The organism is Roseateles sp. GW821-FHT09H11 (genome assembly GCF_059415845.1).
The window spans coordinates 35660-60073 of record NZ_JBWKOA010000006.1 but is presented as its reverse complement, the minus strand read 5'-3'; the positions used below and the strand labels follow the sequence as shown (position 1 = coordinate 60073).

The window sequence follows — 24414 nt, the reverse complement described above, 5'->3', positions numbered from 1 at the left end:
GAGACGCTTCAGTGAGCACCGCCTGCGAGGGGGCATGACAACCCCCGCCGCCCGGCCGGCGGCGTCCGCGCAGGCTCAGCGGCTGTGCGCCGTCAGCTTCGCCAGCGGCGAGGCCAGGCTGATCCCGGGCGCGGCACGGCGCGCGCTGGGGCGGCCGTCCGCGTCGGTCTCGTCGAGCTCCGGATGCGCCGCGCCGAGCGCCAGTCCGGCCGCGCCGGCGTTGTCGCGTCGCATCGCGACGCCCACCGCCAGCATGTCGATCACCAGCAGGTGCAGGATGCGGCTGATCATCGGCAGATGCGTGGCGACATCCTCCACGTGGTCGACGATCAGCGCCGCGTCGGCCTTCTTCGCCAGCGGCGATTGGCTCGCCGTGATCGCCAGCACATGCGCGCCGCGTTCGCGCGCGGCATCCGCCACCGCGATCAGCTCGGGCAGCTTGCCGCTGCTGCTGATCAGCACGGCGACGTCGCCGGCCTTGAGCGTCTGCGCGGCCAGCAGCTGCAGCCGCGGCTCGACATACGCATTGCAGGCGACACCCAGCCGCAGGAACTTGAACTGCGCGTCCTGCGCCACGACGCCGTAATGGCCGATGGCGAAGAACTCGATGCGCGAGGCCTTGAGCAGCAGCTCGATGCTGCGGTCGATCATGTCGCGGTTGAGCTGGCTGCGCACCTGCAGGATCGCCGAGGCGGTGTTGCCCAGCACCTTCTCGCCCAGCTCCACCATCGAGTCGTCCTGCGTGACCTGCGTGTGGCTGACCGGCACCGTGCCGGTCAGGCCCGAGGCCAGGCGCAGCTTGAAGTCGGACAGGCCCTCGCAGCCCAGCGAGCGGCAGAAGCGGATCACCGTCGGCTGGCTGACGCTGGCCGCGCGGGCGATCTCCGCGATCGGGTCGTTCAGCACCTTGCGCGAATGCGCCAGCACATGGTCCGCGACGCGTTGCTCGGCCGGCGAGAGACCGTCGCGCGCGCGCCGGATCTGGCTGACGATCGCCGAGGCGCCGCCGCTGGTCTGCAGGCTGCGCAGCTGCGCTTCCAGGATCGCCGAGGCGCCCTTGAAGGTCGCGTGTTCGGCCGTGATCACGAAGGTCGGGATCGCGGCGACGTAGTCGGTGAAGCGGCCCTTGTCCTCGAAGCGCTCGCGGAAACGCGAGCGGTCGAAGTACTCGCCCAGCCGCGGCACGATGCCGCCGCCGATGTAGATGCCGCCCAGCGCGCCCAGCGTCACCGCCAGGTTGGCCGCGGCGGTGCCCAGCAGCGTGCAGAAGAGGTCCAGCGTCGCCTCGCAGACCGGGTCGGCGGCCTCGAGCGCGCGCGCGGTGATGTCGGGCGCGCTCAGCGGCTCCGACGGACGTTTCAGGTAGTCCGCCATCGCGCGATGGATCAGCTCAAGACCTGGCCCCGACAGCAGGCGCTCGAAGGAGACGTGCTCGTACTCGTTCCAGGCGAAGCGCAGCAGCGCGATCTCGCGCTCGTCGCGCGGCGCGAAGTTGGTGTGGCCGCCTTCGGAGCCGAGCGAGATCCAGCCGTCGCCGGCGGGGATCAGGCCCGAGACGCCCAGGCCGGAGCCCGAGCCCAGCAGGCCGATGACGCTGTGGGCGCGCGGCTCGCCGCCGCCGATCTGGCGGATCTCGCTGCCGTGCAGCCGGGGCAGGGCCATCGCCAGCGCGGTGAAGTCGTTGACGACCACCAGCGTGTCCAGGCCCAGGCGCTGACGGGCTTCCTCGATCGAGAACTGCCAGTGGTAGTTGGTCATGCGCACCAGGTCGCCCTCGACCGGGTTGGCGATCGCGATCGCCGCGTGGGCCACCTTCAGCTGGCGCGGCAGCCGGTCCATGTAGGCGCGCACCGCGGCGTGGAAGTCGGCGTGCTCGGCGCAGCGCAGCAGCGCGATGTGCTCGAACTCCCCCGGGGTGGTCTCCAGGGCGAAGCGGGCGAAGGTGCCGCCGATGTCGGCGATCAACCGGGGACTGTCGAATTCACGCATGAAGGAGGGGCGGTGACCGGGAGGCGATTATGGCGCGCCGCCCTGGATGGATCGGAAGGGTTCGCCCTAGCGGCGGCGAGGCGCCCGCAGGCCTGCGGTTTGCCAGCTTGGATCGGTCGGTGCTGTAGTGTGACTACAGCAATATAAACACGTCGCGGCCGGATCGGGTGGAATAAAAACTCCATCCCTGACAATCACTTGCGGACGGGAGTCGAACCGTCCTCTGATATCGTGCGGCGGGCGAGCGACGACCCGGTGACTTCGCTCTTGTGCGATGTGTGTAGTTTTGCTACCTTGCGCGGATGCCGCCATTGGGGCGGCCCCCGGCGCGGCGACAGACACACGCCACGCACCGCCAACGAGCCGAACCGGCGACTCCGCCGAACCAGCAGCAGGACAAGAACAGTGCAAGCAGATCAGGGTGTGGCTTCGAGCCAGACAGGGGACGCCGCGGGATATCCGTGGCTGGTGGCGGACATCGGCGGCAGCAATGCCCGCTTCGCCTGGGTCGACGGCGCCGGGCAGCGCGTCCAGCACGTGCGCAAGCTGCCGGTCGCCCACTATGACTCGCTGCGGGCCGCGGCCGAGGCTTATCTGAAGGAACTCGCCGGGCTGGGCGTGTCCGCGCGGCCGAGGCGGGCCTCGCTGGCGCTGGCCACCGCGATCAACAGCGACCGCATCGAGCTGACCAACAGTCACTGGACCTTCTCGCGCAGCCAGTTGCAGGCCGACCTGGGACTGGATGAACTGCGCCTGCTGAACGACTTCGAAGCGCTGGCGCTGTCGCTGCCGGGCTTGCGCGCGGACCAGGTCGCGGCCGTGCCGGGCCCGTCGCTGGCGACGCCGCGCGGCACGCTGGCGGTGATCGGGCCGGGCACCGGCCTGGGCGTGGGCGGCGTGATCGAGACCTCGGGCGGCTGGGTTGCGCTGGCGGGCGAGGGCGGTCACATGACGCTGGCGCCGACCAACGACTACGAGAGCGAGCTGCTCGCGGCCGCGCGCAAGGAGTTCCCGCATGTCTCCGCCGAGCGCTTCCTGTCCGGCATCGGCCTGCCGACGCTGCATGCGGCGGTGGCGGCCGTGGCCGGCCAGCCGTCGGCGCAGCGGCTGACGGCGGAGCAGATCGTCGAGGGCTCCCTGTCCGGCGACGCGATCTGCGCGAAGACGATGGACCAGTTCTGCGCCTTCCTCGGCAGCTTCGCCGGCAGCGTCACCCTGGCGCTGGGCGCGCGCGGCGGCGTCTACATCGGCGGCGGCATCGTGCCGCGCCTGGGGGAGCGCTTCTTCCAGTCGTCCTTCCGGGCGCGATTCGAGGACAAGGGCCGTTTCGCGCCCTACCTGGCCTCGGTGCCCTGCGTGCTGATCACCGACACGCTGACCGCCCTGGCCGGCGCCGCGTTCGCCTTGGAGCAGTCGGTGCGCTGAGCGCCACAGTCGGTTGTAGTCCAGCTACATAACGACTTCTCAACGGCGGCCCGAGTGGCCGCCGTTTTTCATTTCACGTCCCTAATTTGCAGGTTTATCCGTGGAAACCCGAAGTAACTTCGTCGTTTTTCCACCATGGAAGCTGCGATTCCTGTTGTCCAGGGTTTGCGAGAGCTTGGATCGTGATCTAGTTTTAGTACAGAATTCTTTCAGAACGTTGGGTACCGTCGTTCAAACAGGAGACAAACAAATGAAGACATCGCACGCCTCGCGCGAGTTGTTCCGGGTGCAGCCCGTCGCTGCCGGTTGCCTGATGACGCTGGCCCTGATGGCCGGCGCCGCGCACGCGCAACAAGCCCAGACTGAAGCTGACCGGCAGGCCGCCGAGAAGGCCGCCGCGGACCGCCAGCTGGAAACCGTGACCGTCACCGGCATCCGCCGCGGCATCGAGGCCGCGATCTCGGTGAAGAAGAACGCCGACTCCATCGTCGAGGCCGTGTCGGCCGAAGACATCGGCAAGCTGCCCGACGTGTCGATCGCCGAGTCGATCGCGCGCCTGCCCGGCCTGTCGGCCCAGCGCGTGGCTGGCCGCGCGCAGGTGATCTCGGTCCGCGGCCTGTCGCCGGACTTCGCGACCTCGCTGCTCAACGGTCGCGAGCTGGTCTCCACCGGCGACAACCGCAGCGTCGAGTTCGACCAGTACCCGTCCGAGCTGCTCAGCGGCGTGGTCGTCTACAAGACGCCGGACGCCGGCCTGGTCGGCCAGGGCCTGTCGGGCACGATCGACATGCAGACGGTCCGTCCGCTCAACTTCAGCAACCGCGTCGTGACGCTGAACGCGCGCGGCCAGCGCAACTCGCTGGGCTCGGCGGCCAACGCCAGCGCCACCGGCAATCGCCTGAGCGCCAGCTACATCGACCAATTCGCCGACCGCACCATCGGCGTGTCGCTGGGCTACGCGCACCAGGAAACGCCGACGCAGGAAGAGCAGGTCGGCCTGTACGAGCCCTGGGACACCTCGGCGCGCACCGGCCTGGCCGCGGGCACCTACAACTCCGGCGGCATCAAGGCACTGCGCCGCACCGGCAAGACCGAACGCGACGCGCTGATGGGCACGGTCGAGTTCCGCCCGACCAAGAACTGGACCAGCGTCGTCGACGGCTTCTGGACCAAGGCCAAGGCGGTGGACACGGCCAACCAGTTCGAGATGAGCATGACCTGGAACGGCGCTGATACCCTCAATCCGCCGCCGGCGCTCAACTGGTCCAACCCGACGGTCAACGCCAACGGCACGCAGACCGGCGGGACGCTGCTGAATGCCTACCCGCTGGTCCGCGGCATGTACAACAAGCGCGATGACAAGATCGTCGCCACCGGATGGAACAACAAGCTGAAGTTCGAGAGCGGCCTGTCGCTGACGGCCGACGTCAACTATTCGCGTGCGACCCGCAACGAGATCAACCTCGAGAACAACACCCAGCTCAGCCGCGCGGGCGGCTGGCCGGTGGATGACGTCAAGCTGGCCTTCAGCTCGGGCGACTTCTCGCAGATCATCCCGGGCCGGAGCTACGCCGATCCGAAGCTGCTGTACCTGCAGAACACGATCTACGGCTCGGGCTACGGCAAGACGCCGAGCGTCAAGGACGAGCTGACCGGCTTCAAGCTGGTGGGCAACCTGCCGGCGCCGGCGGCGGTGAACGGCTGGTTCTCGGACTTCGACGTCGGCCTGAACTACGCCGACCGGTCGAAGAAGAAGCGCCAGCCCGAAGGCGCGATCAACGTCGGCGCGCAGGGCGATACGCCCATCGGACCGGAATTCCAGTACAGCCCGGTGGACCTGAGCTTCGCGGGTCTGGGCATGATCCCGGCGTGGAACGTGCCGGGCGCGGTCGGCCGCTACATGACCTTCAACCCGACGGACACGGAGAGCTACCTGATCTCCAAGGCCTGGGACGTGAAGGAGAAGGTGGCGACGGTGTTCTTCAAGGGCAACATCGACTCGACGGCTTTCGGCATCCCGATGCGCGGCAACATCGGCCTGCAGGTCGTGCACACGGACCAGTCGTCGCAGTCGAACTACTTCGACGGCACGGCCCCGGCGGGCCAGCAGGTCAAGCCGCTCAACGGCGGCAAGAAGTACACCGACTACCTGCCGGCGCTGAACCTGGCGTGGTCGCTGACGGATGACCAGACGCTGCGTTTCGCCGTCGCCAAGCAGATGGCCCGCGCGAAGGTGGACCAGCTGCGTTCGGCGCTGGACTTCGGCGTCGACGCGACGACCGGCAAGCCGGGCGCGAGCGGCGGCAATCCGGAGCTGGATCCGTGGCGCGCCAACGCGGTCGACCTGTCCTGGGAGAAGTACTTCGGCTCCAAGGCCTACGTGTCGGTGGCGGGCTACTACAAGGACCTGCGCAGCTACATCTACACGCAGGGCAACGACCGCTACGACTTCTCGCGCTTCGTCGCCGGCTACACGCCGCAGCCGGGCCAGCCCGACGCGCAACTGACCGGCACCTACACCGCGCCGTACAACGGCCAGGGCGGCAAGCTGCGCGGCATGGAGCTGACGGCCTCGCTGCCGTTCAACCTGTTCAGCAAGTCCTTGAACGGCTTCGGCATCGTCGCGAGCGCGAGCTTCAACAGCAGCAACATCGAGATCAAGGATCCCGAGAGCGCGAGCAGCGTGGGATCGGGCTTCATCACGCTGCCGGGGCTGTCCAAGCGCGTGTACAACCTGACCGCGTACTACGAGGCCAACGGCTTCGAGGCCCGCATCAGCCAGCGCAAGCGTTCGGACTTCATCGGCGAGATCGGCAACTTCAACGGTGCGCGCACGCTGCGCTACGTGGTCGGCGAGAGCATCGTCGACGCGCAGATCGGCTACAACTTCACCGAGGGTCCGCTCAAGGGACTGGGCCTGCTGGCGCAGGTCAACAACCTGACCGACGAGGCCTACCGCACCTACGCGGCCACGAAGGACCGGCCGCTGGAGTACATCAAGTGGGGCCGGACCTACCTGATCGGCGCGACTTACAAGTTCTGATGAACGACTGAGCCGCCGTGCCCGATCGGGTCCGGTTCAGCGAACGTTGCAGCCCCGTCCGGCGTAAGCCGGGCGGGGCTGTTGTCATTGACCGTCGGTGAGCGTCATTCGCTTCTAAACAAACATAGATATTCATAGAAGAAAGAATGTACTAATATCTATTTCATGCCAAAGCGACCTGTCGCGATTGATCAGATGCCGGTTGCGGTGCTTTCCCATCTGCGCGAACTGGGGGAAAACCTCTCGCTCGCTCGCAAGCGCAGACAAGAGCCGTTGAAGTCGTGGGCGCAACGGATCGGAGTCTCCGAGCCCACATTGATGCGTATGGAAAAGGGGGATCCCACGGTCTCGATGGCGGTCTACGCGACAGCGTTGTGGCTCATGGGTCGGGATGCCGCCCTGCCGGAACTTGCTGCGCCGGAGCATGACCGCGGTGCCTTGGAGCAAGCAGTACGGGTCGCGAGGCAGCGGGCTGTCAGGAAGCGCACAACGATCGACGAGCGTCTTGCGGCCGTCGATGCGGCTGCACGCGCGAGCTCACGGCAGGGGAAGGGTGAGGAATGACAGAGTCCCGAGGGAATTACGAGCCCACCGACATGCTCTGGCTGTGGGAGCTCACGAATCCGGAGTTGCCACGGCTGATCGGTGAACTGCGCCTCGTGCGTTCGCTCAAGGGCGTGTCTTTGACTTACGCCGAAGCTTGGCTCCATCACGGGTTTGCGCTCAGTGAGGATCTGCTACTGGACAAGGGCGAGATCCTGCCGGCGGAGAAGGAAACGGCGGTCGGCGCGGTCGACGATGCGCGTCCTGACCGGTGGGGCGAGCGAGTGATCCGTTTTCTCGATCGTCCCAAGCGCCTGTCGGTCCTCGACTACCTCTACTACGCAGGGCACGAGCGGTTCGGTGCGCTGGGCGTCTCGACCTCCAAAGACGTGTATCTGCCGCGCCGGCTCGGACCATTGCCGCAGCTCGCCGACGTGTCGACGATGGAAGAGCTCGCACGGCGTATCCTCGCGGGCGAGCCTGTGGATGATGCGAACCGGCGCTTGATCGCACTTGGCGTGACCTTCGGTGGGGCGCGGCCGAAGGGTTTGATCGACATGGACGGTCACCAGTGGGTCATCAAGTTCTCCGAACAGGGGGAGGACTACGACATGCCCCTGATCGAGCACGCGACGATGACGCTGTGCGCGCTGGCCGGCATCGACGTCGCCCAGACGCGAGCGATCCGATTGCCGCAAGGACATGCGGTCGCGGTTCGTCGCTTCGATCGGGTGGGCGGCCGGCGGTTACATGCCATGTCCGCCAACGTGGCGCTCAAGGCGATGAAAGCGGAACTCGGCTACCCGGAGCTGGCTCAACTGCTGCGGCGCCGAGGTGGGACGGTAGATGGCAAGGCCCAGGAACAGATGCGCGAACTGTTCCGCCGCATGGTGTTCAACATCCTCATCGACAACACCGACGACCATGAGAAGAACCATGTTCTATTGAGGACGGAGCGTGGGGATCTCGCGTTGTCGCCGGCGTTCGACGTGTTGCCATCGGGCCAGGCGTTGGGCTACCAACAACTGCGCGTTGGCACGCAAGGGCACGATTCGACGATCGACAACGCAATGACGGAGGCACGACTGTTCGGCCTCAAGGATCAGGAGGCCAAGGCGGAAATCGCTCGTGTTGCCGGGGTCGTTGGAGGATGGAAGGAGCACTTCCTCCTGGCCGGTGTTGCCTCCCGCGACATTGAGTTGCTTGCCGAGCAGATCGATCGCCCACACCTTGCCTTGCAGCGCGCTGCGTATGGCGGTTGACCTCAATCGCCGACGAGTACCCGCCCCGACATCGGCCCGATCTCGATCAACAGCTTGCCGTTCGTCGCCGCCTTCATCGGCGCGCCGGGCGTCATCGCATCGATGAACGGGATGCCGCGCAGCGCGGCGGGCAGCGTGAGTTCGACGCGCATCGGCTCCGTGGCGTTGTTCATCGCAACGATCGCGTTGCGCTGGCCGTCCTGGCGCAGCAGCACGATGACGTGTTCGTCAAGCCACAGCGGCGCCGACAGGGTGCCGTGCCGCAGCACCGGCTGCGCGTGTCGCAGCGCCACGAGGCGCTTGAACTGGTCGCGCAGCGCGAGGTCCGGCTGGCCGCCCTCGTCGGCCCACGGATACGGCGCGCGGTTGTACGGGTCCTCGCCGCCGCCGAGGCCGACCTCGTCGCCGTAGTAGATCGTCGGCGCACCCGGATACGTCATCTGGAAGAAGACCGCCAGCAGCAGGCGGCGTTTGCCGTCGGCGATCTTCTCCGGCGGGCTGTCGTCGCGCACGCCGAAGTGATGCAGCGCGCGCGGCTGGTCGTGCGATGACAGCAGCGTCATCGACGCGAACAGCGAAGGCGCCGGGTAGGACTCGCGCAGCAGCTCGAGGTTCTGGTAGACGCGGTCCGCCGGCGCGCCGGCCGCGTAGTCCAGCACCGTGTTGCGGAAGATGTAGTTCATCGTCGCGTCGAAGGTGTCGCCGAGGAAGAACTTGCTCGCGTCGAACCAGGTCTCCGCGATCGTCAGCGCGCCGGGCTGGTGGCGTTTCACTGCGACACGCCAGGCGCGCCAGAAGTCGTCCGGCACCCACGGTGCCACGTCCATGCGCCAGCCCGCCGCGCCGCGATCGAGCCAGAACTGCATCACGCCGTCCCGGCCGAAGGCGTAGTCGCGGAACGCGCGGCTGGATTTGTCGAGTTCGGGCAGGTCCTTGATGCCGATCCAGGCGGCGTACTGCTCGTCGGGCTGGCTCCTGGAAAGATCGAACTTGAACCAGCTCGCATACGGCGAGGCGGGATTGGGCTTGCCGTTGTCGAAGGCGCCGCCGGCGGGGAAGTTGCCGAAGCGGTTGAAGTAGGGCGAGTCCGCGCCGACGTGGTTCAGCGAGGTGTCGGGGATCACGCGCAGGCCGCGCTTGCCGGCCTCGCTGGTCAGGCGTTCGAAGTCGGCGTTGCTGCCGAAGGCTGGATCGATGCGCTTGTAGTCGCCGGTGTCGTACTTGTGATTGCTGGCGGCCTGGAACACGGGCGTCAGGTAGAGCGCGTTGGCGCCGAGGTCGCGCAGATCGTCGAGCTTCTCGATGATCCCGGCGAGGTCGCCGCCGAAGAAGTCGTTGTTGTAGACCGCATCGGAGCCGTCGCCGCTGCCGGGCTTGTACGGCCGGTCCAGCCAGCGCGGGTGACGCTCGATGCCGTGGTCCTGGTACTTCGCCTGGCCGACCTGCGGGTCGTTGCGCTTGTCGCCGTTGCGGAAGCGCTCGGGGAAGACGTAGTAGTAGACGAGATCGCGGGCGAAGTCCGGCACGGCGAAGTCGGAGGCATGGATCGTCTGCCGGTAGCGGCGGATCGAGAACGGCCCCTTGGCATCGGGGCCCTCGGGCAGCGGGGCGATGGCTGCGGGGCCCATCGAGCCCTTCTCCTTGGTCCAGTAGATGGCGTCGGCATTGTTCTGCACGACGTAGCGCGCGCCGCCGATGGTGGCGATGAAGTAGTAGCCGTAGACCCCTGGCGATCCGAAGCGATGGCGCGCCTGCCATCGATCGCGACCGGCGGCAACGCCGGCCTTGTGCAGCGGCACGCGGGCTTCTTCGGCGTAGGCGATCAGGTCCTCATTGCCCTCGACGCGGCGGCGCTCGATCACAAGCTCGAGCTTGTCGACGCCGGGCAGGGCGGTCAGCTGGAAGTCGATCCAGGTCTTGGCGGGCAAGGCGCCGAAAGGCTTCTTGAATTCGACGAGGCGTGAGTCGTAACGCAGGCTGGCCGCGATGGGCGGCAGGGCGGGCATCGAGGCCGAAGAGGCGGGAGAGGCCGGCGCCTCCGCGGCCTGCGGCGCGGGCGCCTGGCCGGACGCAAGCAGCGGCATCAGCAGCGCGATGCACGACACGCGGCGGGAAAGACGAGGCAGGGCTTTCATGGGTCAACGCTACCGCGAAGCGATGCAGATGGATGCTGGTGTTCCTCCGCATCCCGGGTGCTCATGCGCCCGACTTGTTGTCGATCGGATCGCATGAACTTGCGCCTCCGGCCAGCCGACTGACGTGCCCTCATCGCTGGGTCGTCTCGAAGTTCTCTTTGAAGGAGTGCAATCGCCATGAAACCGATCAATGACGCGCAGCGCGCGATGACTGAGCCTATCGCTGCCTACGGACCAAAGAGCGGGATCAAGCCGCATCTGGTCGGGCGGAGCAGCGCCGCGCCGATCCGCAATCCGTGGGAGGTGACCTTCGGACTACCGGGTGTCAACGGGTCCGCGCAAGCATCGCGCCAGCCCGGATCCGGGAAGATCATCAACTGGTTCCAGTCGGCCTCGCTGAAGCTCAACAACAGCAGCGAAAGCGTTGCTCCCGCCACCGCACGCGACGTCGGGAGCAAGTCCAGTGGGCGCTGGTCGGAGGTGCGGTCATGGCATTGGCCGGCCATGTACAACGACTGGCGCTCGCCTGCCATCGACCGGGGCGCGGAGCGCCGCGGGTACATCGACTCCCACTACTTCGATCCGAACACCGGCGCTTCGGTGTCCTCGCGGCATCGCTTCAAGCGCTCGGTCTCGGAGATGACGCAGGCGATGGCCAGCGCCGCGCCGCAGGAGGGTTTCGGTGGCGGCGCGCCCGACGCCTGGGCATCGACATCACGGCTCGCGCCGATGCTCGCCGCGCAGAGCTGATCGACCGCGCACCCCGGCCGGCGCGGCGGCGCCGGCCTCAGTTCCCGCTCGCCGCGCCCGACGCCGGCATCGCGCCCGTTGTGCCGGTCGGGCCGGTTGTGCCTGTAGCCCCCGTCGCCTTCCTCCAGCTCGCCAGCGTGTTGGCGAACTCGATGACCGCCATCGCGTAGTAGCTGCTCTGGTTGTAGCGGGTCACCGTGTAGAAGTTCTGCGTGCCCGCCACGTACACCGGCGCGGCGCCGCCCATCTGGAGTTCGATCAGCGCCAGCGGTCCGGTGTGCGCGCGGCCCTGCGGCGACAGCTGCGCGCCGACCGATTCGAACTGCCGCGCGTCCAGCTGCGGCAGCACGTCGCTGATCAGCAGCTGGGCCCGCGCCGCCGTGTCGTTGGGCACCTGCACCTCGTAATGTGTCGGCATGCCGCGCTGCCAGCCGTGCTCCTTCAGGAAGTTGGCCACGGAGCCGATCGCGTCGACGGGGCTGTTGACCAGGTCCACGTGGCCGTCGCCGTCGAAGTCGATCGCGTAGCGGCGCCAACTGCCCGGCATGAACTGGCCCCAGCCGATCGCGCCCGCGTACGAGCCCTTCATCGACATCGGGTCCAGGCCGTTCTCGCGCGTCAGGATCAGGAACTGGCGCAGTTCCTCCCGGAAGAACGGACTGCGGTCGCGCGCACCCGGCGGCAGCGGAGAGGGGTAGTCGAAGCTCAGCGTCGCCAGCGCGTCCAGCACGCGGAAGCCGCCCATGATGCGGCCGTAGAAGGTCTCCACGCCGATGATCGACGCGATGACCTCCGCCGGCACGCCGTAGGCGGCCTCGGCGCGCGCCAGCGCCGCCTCGTGCGTCGCCCAGAACGCGAGACCCGCCTGCAGCCGTTGCGGCTCGACGAAGCGTTGCCGGTAGGCGCCCCAGTCCTTCGCCTGTCCGGGCGGTCCCGGGAGGATCAGCCGCTGCACCGTCGGCTGCGGACGCGCCAGCGCCAGCACCGCGCGCAGTTCCTCGCGCCGGTAGCCGAGCGACTCGGCCTGCGCATCGGCGAAGGCCATCACGTCGGCGCGATCGCCGTACTCCGGCAGCACGGCCGGCTTGCGCACGGGCTTCTTCGCCGCCTTCTTCGAGGGGGAGGCCTTCGACGCGGCATGCGGGGCCGCCTGCGATCCGGCCGGTGCCGGCGACTGCGCCATCGCCGGCGTCGCCGCCAGCGCGGCCATCAGCGGCGAGGCGGTCATCGCGGTCTGCAGGAGCGTGCTCAGGAACACGCGACGGGGAGAGGAACTGCGGGTACGGCGGAGGGCGGTCATGCGGGCGGTCTTGCGAGCGGAAGCGCGCGGGGCGCGGCGGTGATGCAGGGACGCGGAGCGGCGGATCGGGAGAAGAAACGGCAGCGGAAGGAAAAGCGGATCAGCGGGTCAGCGGGTCAGCGGGTCAGCGGTCAGGCCTTGCCGGAGCTCGGCGCATTGCGCCGCGAACAGGCGTTGCCATTGTGACGTGGCCGCGGCCAGGTCCTGGCGATAGCGCTGCGCTTCCAATTGCAACAGCGACGCCGCCACGGCCTCGGCTTGCGCACCATGGCGTTCGACGAGCGAGGCCGCCCAGCGGCGCGGCGTCTCGTCGTCGCGGGTCGGCAGGCCGAGCCGATCGAGCTCGCGCCGCACCCGCAGGCGCTGGCGCGACCACGGGTCGTGCGGCCGCCGCTGCCACGCGGCCACGCCGGCGCCGATCACGGCCGTCGCCGTCAACAGCGCGCCGGCGACCTGTCCCAGCGTGGTCCAGTCGGGGTTGTCGAAGCCGAGCCGCTTGAGCAGGCTCATCTGGTCGCCGGTCGAGAAGTTCAGCACCGACTGCTGCCAGCGGTTGTTGAGCCGCTCCCAGACGGCGCGCAGGTCCGTCAGCAGGCCGGGGCGCAACTGGTCGAGCGCGCCCGTGAACAGGCCCGGTTCCGGCCGCAGCGGCCGGCCCTGGACACGCTCCGGCGCGACCGCCGCGGTCGGGTCGGCGCGCTGCCAGCCGCCCGAGGGCGACCAGAACTCGGCCCAGGCATGCGCCTGGCTCATGCGCACGATCAGGTCGCCGTCCTGCAGGTTGGGGTCGGCGCCCTGGAATCCGGTGACCACGCGGGCCGGCACGCCCGCCGCGCGCATCAGCACGACGTAGGCGGACGCGAAGTGTTCGCAGAAGCCGAGCTTGCGATCGAACCAGAACTCGTCGATCGCGTCGGGCGTCGTCTCGCCGTAGACGCCCGGCGCCAGCGTGTAGCCGAAGCCGTCGCGGCGGATCTGCGTCAGCAGCTCCCGGTTCACCGCCTGGGCGAGCGCGTCCTCGTCCAGCGTGGCGAAGCGCTGGTTCAGCGACGCGCCGTAGGCCCGGGCGCGCGGATTGACGCCCGGGGGCAGGCTCAGCGATTCATTGCGGTCGGCCCGGCCGAGGCGGGTGCTCGGCGCGGCGCGCGGCCACGCCTCGTGCCGGAAGCGCAGTACCTCGGCGACCGGCAGCGGCACCTGCCATTGGCCCTGCGGCGCGCGGGTCGCGGTCAGGCGTCCGAGCGGCAGCCGTGCCCCGCTGGCACCGGGACTGAATTCGAGCAGCGGGATCGCGGTCACGCGCAACGGATCCATCGTGACCTCGTAGCGGAACACGGGCCCTTGGAGCGCGGGCGCATCGTCGCCGGGCGACCAGGTCACGCGCGGCGTCGTCCAGGTCTTGCCGTCGAAGCGCGTCAGCACCTGCGCGCGGAAGTACAGCTGCGGCTGGGGCGGCGGCGCGCCGTCGAAGCGCAGGCGCATGGCGATGGTGTCGTCGACGGCAACGTCCGCGAAGGCGCCGAAGCTCATCGAGTCCGACAGCCCCGTGCGCGCGCCCGAGTCCTTGGGCAGCCCCCACAGCGGCGGGAAACGCGGGAAGAGCAGGAACAGCGCCACCATCACCGGCAGCCCGATCAGCGTGTTGCGGGCGGCGATGCGCGCGGCGAGTTTCAGGCTGGGGACGCCCTGCGGCATCTGCGCCAGCACCAGCGCCGACAGCAGCGCCCAGACGCAGGCGATCATCCAGATCGCGATCAGCGGCGACTGCGAGTACAGGAACTGCGTCAGCACCAGGAAGAAGCCGAGGAAGAAGACGACGAAGGCGTCGCGTCTGGCGCGGAGCTCGAGCGTCTTCAGCGCCATCAGCATCGCGAGCATCGTGATGCCCGCTTCGCGGCCGAGGATGGTCTTGTGCGTGGCGAAGGTCAGGCCGACGACGAGCGCGAGCACGGCCAACAGGCTCCAGCGTCCGGGGAGCGCCTCGCTGCGCCAGGCCAGTCGCGCGCGCCAGCCGAGCATCAGGGCGGTGAGCAGGCTGCACCACCACGGCAGATGGCCGGCGTGCGGGACGAGCGTGGCCGCGATGATCGCGAGCAGGAACAGCGTGTCGCGCGCTTCGCGCGGCAGGGGGCTGCGGTGCTTGATCGAGCCGCCTGGGGCGGCGGTCGGAGGGAAGGAAGCGCTCATCGCGTCGGCGTCCGCATCGCGGGTCTCGCGGCGGTGATTCAGGGGAATTGCTCGGAAGGACGCAACGTAGCACAGGTCAGGGTGACATTGGGGTCAGAGGATGTACGTCGGAAGTCGCCGTGGCCGTCGGGCGTTCCACAGCATCCAGACCGACAGGCAGGACATGAAGAGGGCGCTGGCCTGATAGCTGTGAAGCAGGGAGAAGTTGTCTCCGGCGACCAGGGGGTAGATGGCCAGCCCGTCCAGGGACCCGCCGAAGGCCAGCGAGACCAGCACGTCGTAGGCCAGGTGCAAGGCCATCGCGCCGAGCAGTGATCGACTCCACAGATAGAAGGATCCGATCATGACGGCGCCCAGGGCCAGGTGAAGCGCGGCGCGCAGATCGAGCGGCGGACCGAACAGGTGGAGGTAGACGAACAGCAGGATCTGCAAGACGAAGGCAGGCGCTTTGCCGATGACCGGTCCGAGCCGGTCCAGGGCGAGGAATCGACAGAGCAGTTCCTCGGACACCGCGGCATGGAATGAAAAGCCGATCAGATAGAACCACTGGACGTCGCGGGTGTCGTGGGGGATCCATCTGACCGCACCGAACGTCGCTCCCACGATCATCGATGCGACGAGGCCGATGGCCATCAGCACGCCGAGCGGAACGGCGCACCGGCAGGTTCGGCCGCTGGTCAGTCTCCCGAGAAGTACGCGGCCGAAGAGGAGGTAGACGATGGACAGGTCCAGCAGGGACGTCAGCACCGACGCGCCCAGCGGCGCGTGGATCGACGGGACCTGGAGGATGTTCAGGCAGATCCACAGGCTCAACCTGTAGGTGACATGGCCGATCAGGTAGAGGCCGAGCAATACCCGCGCCATGGAGGCTGTGCGTTGACGGAGAGTCATGACGCACAGTCTTGCGGGGTCGGGTCTTGCTGGCTATGGCAGATGAGGGTCAACTCTGCGGCAAGTCCCACCGGATTGAGCCAAGCCACCCACTGATTCCTGTGGTCGCGACGCTGCCAGCATGGCCCGACGCCGCAAGCTCGAACTACTCCTGGATCAGCGCCAACGCTTCCATGCACACGCGGAAGTGATCCGGTCCGAGGTCCGGCTCGATCGCGATGTCACGCAGCCGGAGGCCGTAGGGCAGGCCCTCTTCCTCTGCCCGCTGCACCCAGGCCGTCAAACGCGACACGCGTTGTTCGAACGGCAGGCCGCGTGTGGCGGCGAGGTCCAGCCATTGCTCGCTGGCGCGGCTGCCCAGGCGCTCGCGCACCAGCAGCGACGCGCCGCCGCCGCTGCCCGACGCCGGCTGCGGTTGCGCCAGCGCGAGCGCCGATTTCTTCCACAGGATCTGTCGCGGCGAGTCGCCGTGCCGGTAAGGCCGCAGCCCCGGATCGTCGCCCAGGCCCGGCTGGCCCTGGCCTTGCGGCAGACCTTCCTCGACGGCCGCGGCCGGCGGCGCGTCGAGCTCCGGTGCCGGATAGACCCAGGCCTGCGCCGCCGGGCGCCAGTAGCTCCAGGTCACGAACAGCCCGAAGGGGAATTGCGATTCGATGCGCAAGCGCGGCAGCGCATGCCGGCCTCGCGTCGCGAAGCTCAGTTGGAGGTGGAGTTGCGCATGGCCCTGCGCCGGCACATCGGCGTAGGCCGTGTCCGCCGCCTTGGCGTCGGGCAGTCTCAGGCCGACGCCGAAACGCGCCGCGCCGGTGTTGTGCAGCCGGATGTCCAGCGCGAGCGGCTGGCCGGCGGAGGTCGCGGGCGGTGTCTTCAGGTCCAGCTTCAGGCCGCGCAGGTTGGCGTGCGTCGCGTTCATCGACGCCATGCCCGCGCCCGCCAGCACGAAGGTCAGCAGGTAGCCCAGGCTCAACTGGTCGTTGATCGAGGCCAGCAGCAGCACCAGCAGCGTCGCGACGAACGCGGCGCCCGGGCGGCTGGGGATGATGTACAGGTTGCGCTGCGTCAGCGCGGTCGTGTCGCTGGCCGGGTGGCGGCCCTGCCACCACTTCTCCCAGCGCCGCTGCCACGGCCAGCGCACCGTTGGCAGCTTCAGCGAGGGGAGCTTCCAGGATGGAACGCGCATGGCGGTATTGGGCGACGGTGTGGGCTGCGGTAGACGGTCGGCGGCGGCGGTCGGGATCGCGGCGTCGCGATCAGGGCAGCGGCACCGCGGCCATCATCGCGCGCACCTGTTCGCGCGCGCCCCGCGCGCTGCCGCCGCGCGGCCGCAGCCGGTGCGCGATGGTCTGCGGCAGGATCGCCTGCACGTCGTCCGGCGAGACGTAGTCGCGCCCGCTCAGCAGCGCCTTCGCCCGCGCCGCGCGCAGCAGCGCCAGGCCGGCGCGCGGGCTCAGGCCTTCCTGGAACCATTCGCCGGAACGCGTCGCCTCCAGCAGCGCCTGCAGGTAGTCCAGCAGCGCCGGCGAGACATGGATGGCCAGGACCGCGCGCTGCAGCTCGCGCAGCTGGTCCGGCGTCATCACCGGCTTGAGCGCGCGCAGCAGCTCGCGGCTGTCGCCGCCCATCAGCAGCTCCCGCTCGGCCTGCCGGTCCGGATACCCCAGGCTGATGCACATCAGGAAACGGTCCAGCTGCGACTCCGGCAGCGGATGCGTGCCGAGCTGCTCGCTGGGGTTCTGCGTCGCGATCACGAAGAAGGGCAGCGGCAGCGGATGCGTCGTGCCGTCGACGCTGACCTGGTACTCCTCCATCGCCTCGAGCAGGGCGCTCTGCGTCTTCGGGCCGGCGCGGTTGATCTCGTCGGCCAGCAGGACCTGGCTGAACACCGGTCCGGGGTGGAACTGGAAGGGACTGCCACCGGCCGCCTGCGCGCCCGGCTGGTAGATGTTGACCCCGAGCAGGTCCGACGGCATCAGGTCGGTCGTGAACTGCACCCGCGAGAAGCGCAGCCCCAGCGAGATCGACAGCACGTGCGCCAGCGTCGTCTTGCCGACGCCGGGCAGGTCCTCGATGAGCAGGTGGCCGCCGGCCAGCAGGCAGGCCAGACAGTCCTCCGTCTGCGCCTGTTTGCCCTTGATGATCGTGCTAATCTGCCGGCGCAGGTCGGTCAGCGGCTGGGAGGCGAGGGTCGGAGCGGCGGAACTCATCGGCGCACGATATCTCAGAATCCCTTCGCTCCGACGAAGCTCCGAACATGCCCCGACCATGTCCACCGCCTTCATCAGCCACCCCGATTGCCATCGTCACGACATGGGCGCCGGTCACCCGGAATGCCCGCAGCGCCTGGGCGCGATCGAGGACTGGCTGATCGCGCACGGCGTCGACGTCGCGCTCGACCGTCACGAGGCGCCGCGCGCCGAGCTGCAATCGCTGGAGCGCGCGCATTCGGCCCGCTACGTCGCGGAGTTGAAGGCGGAACTCGAGGCGCTCGAGTCGCAGGCGAAGCAGGGCGTGCCCCATCCGATGAAGGCGCTCGATCCCGACACCACCGCCAACGCGCACACCTGGGCCGCGGCGCTGCGCGCGGCGGGCGCGGCGGTGCACGCGACCGATCTGGTCGTCGACGGCCGGGCCGAGAACGCCTTCTGCGCGGTGCGTCCGCCCGGCCACCACGCGACGCGCGACCAGGCGATGGGCTTCTGCTTCTTCAACAACGTGGCCGTCGCGGCCCGGCATGCGCTCGATGTGCGCGGCCTGGACCGTGTCGCGGTCATCGACTTCGATGTCCACCACGGCAACGGCACCGAGGACATCCTCGCCGGCGACGATCGCGTGCTGATGGTCAGCATCTTCCAGGACCCGCTGTATCCGTACTCCGGCACCGAGCCCAAGGGCGCGAACATGCTCAACGTGCCGGTGCCGCCCTACACGCGCGGCGCCGAGGTGCGCGAGATGATCGAGTCGCTCTGGATGCCGGCGCTGGAGCGCTTCAAGCCGCAGATGATCTTCGTCTCGGCCGGCTTCGACGCGCACCGCGACGACGATCTGGCGCAGCTCGGCCTGGTCGAGGCCGACTACGAATGGATCACGCTGCGCATCATGGACGTGGCCCGGCGCCACGCGAAGGGCCGCATCGTGTCCTGCCTGGAGGGCGGCTACGACCTGGGCGCGCTGGCGCGCAGCGTCGGCGTGCACCTGCGGACCTTGGCCGGGATCTGAGCCGGTGCCTCGGTCTTCTTCCGCAAGCCCCCGCCGCGCGCGCTTGCCGCACGCGCTCGCCGCACGAGCCGCACGAGCCGCACGAGCCGCACGAGCCGCGCTCGCCGCACTCGTCACGCACGGGCGACCACCCAGCATTCCCCTCGACTGAACGACCCGGCCCGCGCCGGATGCCGACTTGATCTCTTCCTTGAACGCCACCTTGGGTACCACCTCTTCCCTGAACCACACGCTGAGCCTGCGCGAGCTGGAGTCGCTGCTCACCATGCTGGCGCGGCCGCGCGCGCTGATCGAGGTCGGCCTGGTGCTCGCCTGCCTGGCGCTGTCCTGGCTGATCGTCTACCGCATCAGCAAACACGTCACGTCGGCACCCGGCCACCATTCGGTGCTGCTCGGTCACCGCGTCTTCGACGGCGTCCTGTTCCCGGTCATCGCGCTGCTGCTGGCGCTGGGCGCGCGCCGGCTGATGCCGTTCATCGGCGAGCCGGTCGCGCTGTTCCGCGTGGTGATCCCGGTGCTGCTGTCCCTGGTGGTCATCCGCCTCGTCGCGCGCGTGCTGCGGGCCACGATGCCCGATTCCATCGGCATCAAGCTGCTGGAGCGCAGCGTGTCGTGGGTGGCGTGGCTGGGATCGATCCTGTGGATCGTCGGCCTGCTGCCGATCCTCATCGACGAACTCGACGACTACAAGCTGGGCTTCCTGCCGAAGAACGCCAGGGGCGAATCGACGACGGTGTACGACCTCCTGATCGGCGTGCTGCAGGTGGGCGCGATCATGCTCGTGGTGCTGTGGTTGTCGTCGGCCATCGAGTCGCGCCTGCTGCGCGGCAAGTCGGTGCTCGACCTCTCGATGCGCAAGATCGCGGTCAACCTGACGCGCACGGCGCTGCTCGTGGTCGGCGCGATGGTGGCGCTGAACATGGTGGGCCTGAACCTGAGCGCGCTGTCCTGGCTGGGCGGCGCGGTCGGCGTGGGCCTGGGCTTCGGGCTGCAGAAGATCGCGGCGAACTACGTCTCCGGCTTCATGATCCTGGCCGAGCGTTCGCTGCGGATCGGCGACATGGTGAAGGTCGACAACTTCGAAGGTCGCATCAGCGACATCAAGACGCGCTACACGGTGATCCGCGCGCTCAACGGCCGCGAGGCGATCGTGCCCAACGAGTCGCTGATCACGACGCGGGTGGAGAACCTCTCGCTCGCCGACCCGCAGGTGAACGTGTCGACGGTGGTGCAGGTGGCCTACGGCACCGACGTGGACGCGCTGTTCCCGCAACTGATCGAGGAAGTGAAGCGCGTCCCGCGCGTGCTGTCCGAGCCGTCGCCGTCGGTGTCGCTGAGCAACTTCGCCGCCGACGGGCTGGAGCTGACGATCGGGTTCTGGATCTCGGATCCGCACAACGGGCAGGGCGGCGTGCGCTCGGACGTCAACCTGGCGATCCTGCGGCTGCTGAATCGGTTGGAGATCGACATCCCGTTCCCGCAGCGGGTGGTGCGCACGATTGCCGAAACACCGACGGTGCCGGAGGGGGCCGGGCGAGGCGCCTGAGTCGTTGTGCCCGTCCCGTCCCGTCCGCGCCGCGGTCAGCGCCCGCTGCTTGACGCCACCTGCGTCCCGTGCCGCGTCAGGTAGCTGTGCAGCGCGGCGAGGTCGTCGTCGGTGAGCTCGCGCAGCGATTCGAAGGGCATCACCGCGATCGTCGAGCCGTCCGGGCGCTGGCCGCTGCGCATCATGCGTGCGAAGGTCGCCGCGTCGCCGTAGCGTGACGCCATCGGCCCGGAGGCGTCGGCCAGGTTCGCCGCTTCCGGCCACGAGGGCGGCGCGCCGGGAATGCGGCCGCCTTGCAACTGCTCGCCGTGGCAGCCGATGCACATCGCCGCGAGGTAACGACCGTGGGCCACCGTGCGCCCCGCGGGGACCGGCGCTTCCGGCGCCAGCGTGTGATCGATGCGCGAGGCTGCGTCCGGTATCTGCCCGAGGCCGTAGAGCACCCGCACCGGCAGCGGCAGCTGCATCTCCGCCGGACCGCCGCGCGCCTGCGGCATCGATCGGATGTAGGCCACCAGCGCGCCGACGTCCTCATCCGTGAGCCGGTTGTAGTCCTGGCTCGGCATGATCAGCAGCGGCGTGCCGTCCGGCTTCACGCCGTGCCGCAGCGTGCGCTCCCAGTCGGCCGGCGTGTAGCCCATCGTGACGCCGCCGGGGCCGGTCGTCAGGTTGGGACCGGCGACGCGCATGCCGTCGTCGTCGATGAAGCGGCGCCCGGCGCCGTTGGCGCCGTGGCAGTCGACGCAGCCGCGCGTCGCGTACAGGTAGCGGCCGCGCGCCAGGCTGGCCGCATCCACCGGGATGGGCACGTCGCGCGACGCGACCTCGATGCGGCGGTTCATCTTCGTGTCGGCCATGTGCACGGCGGCCAGTGCGCACGCGCCGGCCAGGAAGGCCAAGGTGGCGAGACCGAACAGGCCTCGCTGGATCCATCGATTCATCACTCTCACTCCCGAAACTCTCATCCGATGCGCGTGGGGTCGCGCCTGCGCGCCGCCATCGGTCGGCGCACAGACCCGATGCCCACGGCGTTCCGCGGCTTCGGCGGGGCGCTCAAGGGCACGGCGGCGGATTCTGGGAGGGGCACTGAGCCGCACCATCGCGGCTGCGATGAAATGCGCGTGGCGCGCGATCAAGCGCGATCGGCGGCGATGAACGGGGAGGTGAGTGTGGGTTCACCCTTGAACTAGGGGAGGGCTATGCAGGGGTGAAACGGATCACCCGATGGGAGGCTGGCTTCTCGCGAAGGCGGACCGTGGCAAGTTCCTCCGGAGCCGCTTGCCACCGCGCGCGGCCAAGCGTCGCGAGGTCGTCATAGCCACCCAGCCGCTCGAAGCGTTCGAACACGAACGGCAGGCCTTCCCCGCTGTTCGGCACACCTTCGTCGCAGAGGTGCAGATGCAGGTGGGGGCCGGTGGAGTCGCCGGTGAAGCCCAGCTCGCCCAGTACCTGGCCCTTGCGCACGCGGTCGCCGGGGCGGACGGTCAGGCTGCCCGGGCGCAGGTGCTCGTAGAGCACATGCCCCCGGCCCGCCAGCGACAGGATGACGTGGTTGCCTGGCGCGTCGATCAAGGGATGGCGGCGGTTGCCCGCGATCGACGTCGCCTCGGCCATGTCGTTCCTCGTCGCGATCACGACGCCGTCAGCGACGGCCAGCACCGGCGCCCCATACCCGAAGTGGTTGGCGGGTCGATCGGCGTCGCCTCGCGCGATGTGGCCGTCCGCGTCCACCTGAACGAAGTCGATGGCATGCCGGCCGGGAATCGTCCAACGGTCCGACTGCTGGAATCCAACGCGCCGGTGGCCGCGCGTCCAGGCGGGATCGTGGATCGCGACCCACAGGCCCTCTCCGAGCGGAGGACCGAAGACCGTCGCGCCCTGCGCCGGCACGACGAGCGCATCACCCCGGACCTCCCGATCCGGCCCCCACGCGACGATCGGCAACAGGCGAGGTGGCAGAGGCTGTCCGGGTCGCGAGCGCAGCTCCACGTGGATGAGGAGCCGGTCCTCGTCGATGCGCGCGAGACGCCGCGTGAGCGCGGCGTCCTGGAGCGCCGCGAAGGTGTCGCCACGATCGGCATCGAGCAGCCGCACCGTCGTCGGCGACGGCTCTCCGGCGGGCCAGGCGAGATGGATCTCGCCGACGAGCTCATCCTCGCCTTCCACGCGGACCTTGCCTCCCGGTGCGATCAGCCGCGGGCGGCTCGATGGCGCCGCCGGAGCAGGATCGTCCGCCATCGTCGTGGCCCTCGCGGACGTCAGCGGCGCGGCGAGCATCGCCAGGGCGGCGCCCGTGAAGGTTCGGCGCGGAAGGCGCGCCACGCCGTCGATGTGATCGCTCATGTCCTTAGTGATACGCGCGATCCCGTCGCGACACGAAGTGCCGGAAGGCATCGCCAATGAAAAAGACCACCCGAGGGTGGTCTTGTCATTCGTGATCGCGACGCTGGCGATCACACGGGGAAGGGCGCTCAGCCCGCCGCCACCGGGATCTTGATCGGCTTGCCCGCGGCAATGCGCTGCTGCCATTCGGCCGGGCCGGTGATGTGGGCGCTGGTGCCGCCGGCGTCGACCGCCACCGTCACCGGCATGTCGACCACGTCGAACTCGTAGATCGCTTCCATGCCCAGGTCCTCGAAGCCGACGACCTTGGCGTGCTTGATCGCCTTGGACACGAGGTACGCGGAGCCGCCCACCGCCATCAGGTAGGCCGACTTGTGGTTCTTGATCGACTCGATCGCGACCGGGCCGCGCTCGGCCTTGCCGATCATCGCGATCAGGCCGGTCTTCTCCAGCATCATGTCGGTGAACTTGTCCATGCGGGTCGCCGTCGTGGGACCGGCCGGTCCCACGACTTCATCGCGCACCGGATCGACCGGGCCGACGTAGTAGATGACGCGGTTGGTGAAGTCCACGGGCAGCGATTCGCCCTTGGCCAGCATGTCCTGGATGCGCTTGTGCGCGGCGTCGCGGCCCGTGAGCATCTTGCCGTTGAGCAGCAGCGTGTCGCCCGGCTTCCAGCTGGCGACCTCGTCCTTGGTCAGCGTGTTCAGGTCGACGCGCTTGCTCTTGTTGTAGTCCGGCGCCCACTTCACGTCGGGCCACAGGTCCAGGCTCGGCGGCGTCAGGTAGCTCGGGCCCGAGCCGTCGAGCACGAAGTGCGCGTGGCGCGTGGCCGCGCAGTTCGGGATCATCGCGATCGGCTTGGACGCCGCGTGCGTCGGGTAGGTCTTGATCTTGACGTCCAGCACCGTGGTCAGGCCGCCCAGGCCCTGCGCGCCGATGCCCAGCGCGTTGACCTTCTCGTACAGCTCGATGCGCAGCTCCTCGAGCTTGTCCTTCGGACCGCGCTCGAGCAGCTCGTACATGTCGATGTCGTCCATCAGGGCTTCCTTGGCCAGCAGCGCGGCCTTCTCGGCCGTGCCGCCGACGCCGATGCCCAGCATGCCCGGCGGGCACCAGCCCGCGCCCATCGTCGGCACGGTCTTCAGCACCCAGTCGACGATGTTCTCGCTCGGGTTGAGCATGTAGACCTTGCTCTTGTTCTCCGAGCCGCCGCCCTTGGCCGCGACGATCACGTCGACGGTGTTGCCGGGCACGACGTCCATGAAGATCACCGCGGGCGTGTTGTCCTTGGTGTTCTTGCGCTCGAAGATCGGATCGCTGAGCACCGAGGCGCGCAGCTTGTTGTCCGGGTGGTTGTAGGCGCGGCGCACGCCTTCGTTGACGGCGTCCTGGATGGAGCCGGGGAAGTCGCCCCAGCGCACGTCCATGCCGATCTTCAGGAACACGTTGACGATGCCGGTGTCCTGGCAGATCGGACGGCGGCCTTCGGCGCACATCTTCGAATTGGTCAGGATCTGCGCGATCGCGTCCTTCGCGGCCACGCTCTGCTCGCGCTCGTAGGCGCGCGCCAGATGCTGGATGTAGTCGGCCGGGTGGTAGTAGCTGATGTACTGCAGCGCGGCGGCGACGCTTTCGACGAGGTCGGCGTAGCGGATGGTGGTCATGGTCGTGGACAGGCTGGTCACGGGAGACGGCGATTATCCTTTTTATCCCGTTACCCGATGAAATCCCCGTCGCCGGAGGCGTCGGCGGGACGCGGTGCGCACGCTTGTGCGAACGCC

At 68.8% G+C, this 24414-nt stretch carries 17 protein-coding genes; 7 read left to right on the top strand and 10 right to left on the bottom strand.

Annotated elements, in window-relative coordinates:
* Positions 1–75: 75 nt before the first annotated feature.
* On the bottom strand, positions 76–1989 hold the full coding sequence (locus AC07PR_RS19800) for a glucokinase (protein WP_431102547.1): 1914 nt from the start codon (positions 1987–1989) through the stop codon (positions 76–78).
* 405 nt (positions 1990–2394) lie between these two features.
* Between AC07PR_RS19800 and glk the strand changes: the two genes are divergently transcribed.
* The 4 genes from glk to AC07PR_RS19780 all read left to right on the top strand — a co-directional run bounded on the left by glk (position 2395) and on the right by AC07PR_RS19780 (position 8262).
* Positions 2395–3414, top strand: a complete 1020-nt coding sequence (glk, locus tag AC07PR_RS19795) for a glucokinase (protein ID WP_431102548.1) — start codon at positions 2395–2397, stop codon at positions 3412–3414.
* Positions 3415–3664: 250 nt separating this feature from the next.
* Complete coding sequence (locus AC07PR_RS19790) at positions 3665–6457, top strand: TonB-dependent receptor (RefSeq protein WP_483105723.1); 2793 nt, start codon at positions 3665–3667, stop codon at positions 6455–6457.
* Between the two features lie 165 nt (positions 6458–6622).
* Positions 6623–7021 carry a helix-turn-helix domain-containing protein gene (locus tag AC07PR_RS19785; RefSeq protein ID WP_495136303.1) on the top strand — a complete coding sequence of 133 codons (399 nt, stop codon included), beginning with the start codon at positions 6623–6625 and terminating at the stop codon, positions 7019–7021.
* Positions 7022–7053: 32 nt separating this feature from the next.
* Complete coding sequence (locus tag AC07PR_RS19780) at positions 7054–8262, top strand: type II toxin-antitoxin system HipA family toxin (RefSeq protein WP_495136302.1); 1209 nt, start codon at positions 7054–7056, stop codon at positions 8260–8262.
* A gap of 2 nt (positions 8263–8264) precedes the next feature.
* Here the strand turns inward: AC07PR_RS19780 and AC07PR_RS19775 are convergent, their stop codons facing one another.
* On the bottom strand, positions 8265–10397 hold the full coding sequence (locus AC07PR_RS19775; RefSeq protein WP_495136301.1) for a glycoside hydrolase family 13 protein: 2133 nt from the start codon (positions 10395–10397) through the stop codon (positions 8265–8267).
* A 177-nt stretch (positions 10398–10574) separates the two neighbouring features.
* Between AC07PR_RS19775 and AC07PR_RS19770 the strand changes: the two genes are divergently transcribed.
* Entirely contained in the window at positions 10575–11147 is a 573-nt protein-coding gene (locus AC07PR_RS19770; protein ID WP_495136300.1) for a hypothetical protein, read from the top strand.
* Positions 11148–11184: 37 nt separating this feature from the next.
* On the opposite strand, the gene mltB is transcribed toward AC07PR_RS19770, so the two are convergent.
* The 5 genes from mltB to AC07PR_RS19745 all read right to left on the bottom strand — a co-directional run bounded on the left by mltB (position 11185) and on the right by AC07PR_RS19745 (position 17729).
* Entirely contained in the window at positions 11185–12330 is a 1146-nt protein-coding gene (gene mltB / locus AC07PR_RS19765; RefSeq protein ID WP_495136551.1) for a lytic murein transglycosylase B, read from the bottom strand.
* Between the two features lie 225 nt (positions 12331–12555).
* Entirely contained in the window at positions 12556–14634 is a 2079-nt protein-coding gene (locus tag AC07PR_RS19760; RefSeq protein WP_495136299.1) for a transglutaminase TgpA family protein, read from the bottom strand.
* Between the two features lie 93 nt (positions 14635–14727).
* Entirely contained in the window at positions 14728–15525 is a 798-nt protein-coding gene (locus tag AC07PR_RS19755; protein ID WP_495136298.1) for a CPBP family intramembrane glutamic endopeptidase, read from the bottom strand.
* 145 nt (positions 15526–15670) lie between these two features.
* Positions 15671–16705, bottom strand: coding sequence for a DUF58 domain-containing protein (locus AC07PR_RS19750; RefSeq protein WP_377156143.1), 1035 nt, complete (start codon positions 16703–16705; stop codon positions 15671–15673).
* A 70-nt stretch (positions 16706–16775) separates the two neighbouring features.
* Positions 16776–17729: an AAA family ATPase gene (locus AC07PR_RS19745; RefSeq protein ID WP_431102556.1), complete on the bottom strand. Its 954-nt coding sequence runs from the start codon at positions 17727–17729 to the stop codon at positions 16776–16778.
* 58 nt (positions 17730–17787) lie between these two features.
* On the opposite strand from AC07PR_RS19745, the gene AC07PR_RS19740 reads away from it, so the two are divergent.
* Together AC07PR_RS19740 and AC07PR_RS19735 are read left to right on the top strand one after the other, a co-directional pair.
* Entirely contained in the window at positions 17788–18741 is a 954-nt protein-coding gene (locus AC07PR_RS19740) for a histone deacetylase family protein (protein ID WP_495136297.1), read from the top strand.
* A 190-nt stretch (positions 18742–18931) separates the two neighbouring features.
* Positions 18932–20287, top strand: a complete 1356-nt coding sequence (locus tag AC07PR_RS19735) for a mechanosensitive ion channel family protein (protein WP_483105728.1) — start codon at positions 18932–18934, stop codon at positions 20285–20287.
* 35 nt (positions 20288–20322) lie between these two features.
* Here AC07PR_RS19735 and AC07PR_RS19730 read toward each other — a convergent pair whose 3' ends face one another.
* From AC07PR_RS19730 to AC07PR_RS19720, 3 genes are all read right to left on the bottom strand, one after another.
* Positions 20323–21228 (bottom strand): c-type cytochrome, encoded by a 906-nt coding sequence (locus tag AC07PR_RS19730; RefSeq protein ID WP_495136296.1) that lies wholly within the window; start codon positions 21226–21228, stop codon positions 20323–20325.
* Between the two features lie 256 nt (positions 21229–21484).
* Complete coding sequence (locus AC07PR_RS19725; RefSeq protein WP_495136295.1) at positions 21485–22744, bottom strand: M23 family metallopeptidase; 1260 nt, start codon at positions 22742–22744, stop codon at positions 21485–21487.
* 14 nt (positions 22745–22758) lie between these two features.
* Positions 22759–24297 carry a fumarate hydratase gene (locus AC07PR_RS19720; RefSeq protein ID WP_377156135.1) on the bottom strand — a complete coding sequence of 513 codons (1539 nt, stop codon included), beginning with the start codon at positions 24295–24297 and terminating at the stop codon, positions 22759–22761.
* Positions 24298–24414 lie beyond the last annotated feature (117 nt).